Source organism: Nocardia sp. 852002-20019_SCH5090214, from assembly GCF_001665865.1.
GTDB lineage: Bacteria > Actinomycetota > Actinomycetes > Mycobacteriales > Mycobacteriaceae > Nocardia > Nocardia nova.
Genome location: NZ_LZMK01000239.1, coordinates 1 through 672, shown reverse-complemented (window position 1 = coordinate 672; position 672 = coordinate 1). Strand labels below are relative to the sequence as shown.

At 61.0% G+C, this 672-nt stretch carries 1 protein-coding gene; it reads left to right on the top strand.

All coding sequences use genetic code 11. The annotated features are described in order from the left end of the window. Positions 1-286 precede the first annotated feature (286 nt). A partial coding sequence (locus A5780_RS19225) for a recombinase family protein (protein WP_064909158.1) occupies positions 287-672 on the top strand: 386 nt, incomplete at its 3' end.

Here is a 672-nt window from a genome sequence, read left to right as displayed (position 1 = left end):
GGCGAGTTTCTGGGCGACGAGTCGACCATCGCGTTCGACGAAGAAGCTCAGCATCTGTGTTCGGTCCCCTCCGAAATCCGTTGACACTCAGAAGTGAAACACGTTACAGCCGCAGCTGCGGAGCGTGGTGCTGGCAGTGCCTGCGCATCTGGGGTACACCCCAACACCACAATCGGCCGGCCGGTGAATTGCGTCAGAATAGGGTGGCGTACCACATTTTCTGACGCATGTCTGCTAGGTTCTTTGAATCTAACTGGACGTTCCGGGTGAGAAGGGGGGTCGCGCGGTGCGCGTCGGCTACATCAGGGTCAGCACTCTCGATCAGAACACCGTCCGCCAGCTCGACGGGATCGATGTCGAACGCACCTTTACTGATAAGGCCTCCGGCAAGGACACCACCCGCCCCAAACTCGACGAGATGATCGCCTTCGTCCGCGACGGCGACACCGTCATCGTGCACTCCATGGACCGCCTCGCCCGCAACCTCGACGACCTACGCCGGCTTGTGCGCACCCTCACCGGCAAAGGCGTACGAGTCGAATTCGTCAAGGAGAACCTGACTTTCACTGGCGAGGACTCGCCCATGGCGAACCTGCTGCTGAGCGTGATGGGCGCCTTCGCCGAGTTCGAACGCGCACTCATCCTCGAACGTCAACGCGAAGGGATCGCCGC